Below are 680 nucleotides of genomic sequence, written 5' to 3' on the forward strand. Positions count from 1 at the left end.
GGATTTTCCATAAATCGGTGCAGATCCCTCCACACTAACTTCAGCACTTACCTCATCCGTTTCTAACTGTTCGACGAGGTTTAGTCCTGCCTCACGATTGATGGCTACTGCCGGGATGTCCTGACCATCGTATGTATAGCCAAAGTCGTTCCCTTCTGCTCCTTCGCGATTGAACATAATCACTCCAACAGCACCTTTATCGAGAACGTTTTGAACTTTTTCATAGAAACTGATTTCTCCACGCTCGATTAACGCGATTTTACCGTCGAGGTCTTCATTTACTTCTTTCGCTAGCCCGACATAGACAAGGGGGCCATTCACGTCACCATCAACGGAACCGTGGAACGTGTGAACATCTCCATAAAAATCTGTTCCATTTATAGAAATAGTAGATGTTCCTTCATTCCAATCTGCTACAAATTGGAAAGGCTGGAGTTCTGTTTCGTATCCGTAACTTTCAAACTCACTTTTAATGTACTTAACAGCATTATCCTCTCCCTCTGTGCCAGCTTGACGAGGAGTTTCAGACAGCAGAGCAATTCGGTTGTACATGCGGTCTGCGTTAATTTTTTTGATGATTTTGTTGTCAAATGCATGGTCAGACTGTTCGTTTGGAGCATGAGGGTTAGCAGTGACGGCTGCAGGTGCAGAACTCAAAACTAATCCTCCCGCCAATAAAA

The 680-nt window shown here is 44.3% G+C and carries 1 protein-coding gene; it reads right to left on the minus strand.

Features of this window, described 5'->3' with window-relative positions:
• Window positions 1–657, minus strand: a 657-nt coding sequence (locus tag LD39_RS20540; RefSeq protein ID WP_369793270.1) for a PA domain-containing protein, incomplete at its 3' end; no start/stop codon positions are given.
• Window positions 658–680: the final 23 nt, after the last annotated feature.

Origin of the sequence: Halobacillus sp. BBL2006, from assembly GCF_000786645.1 — a bacterium.
In the GTDB taxonomy this organism is placed as follows: Bacteria; Bacillota; Bacilli; order Bacillales; family Halobacillaceae; genus Halobacillus.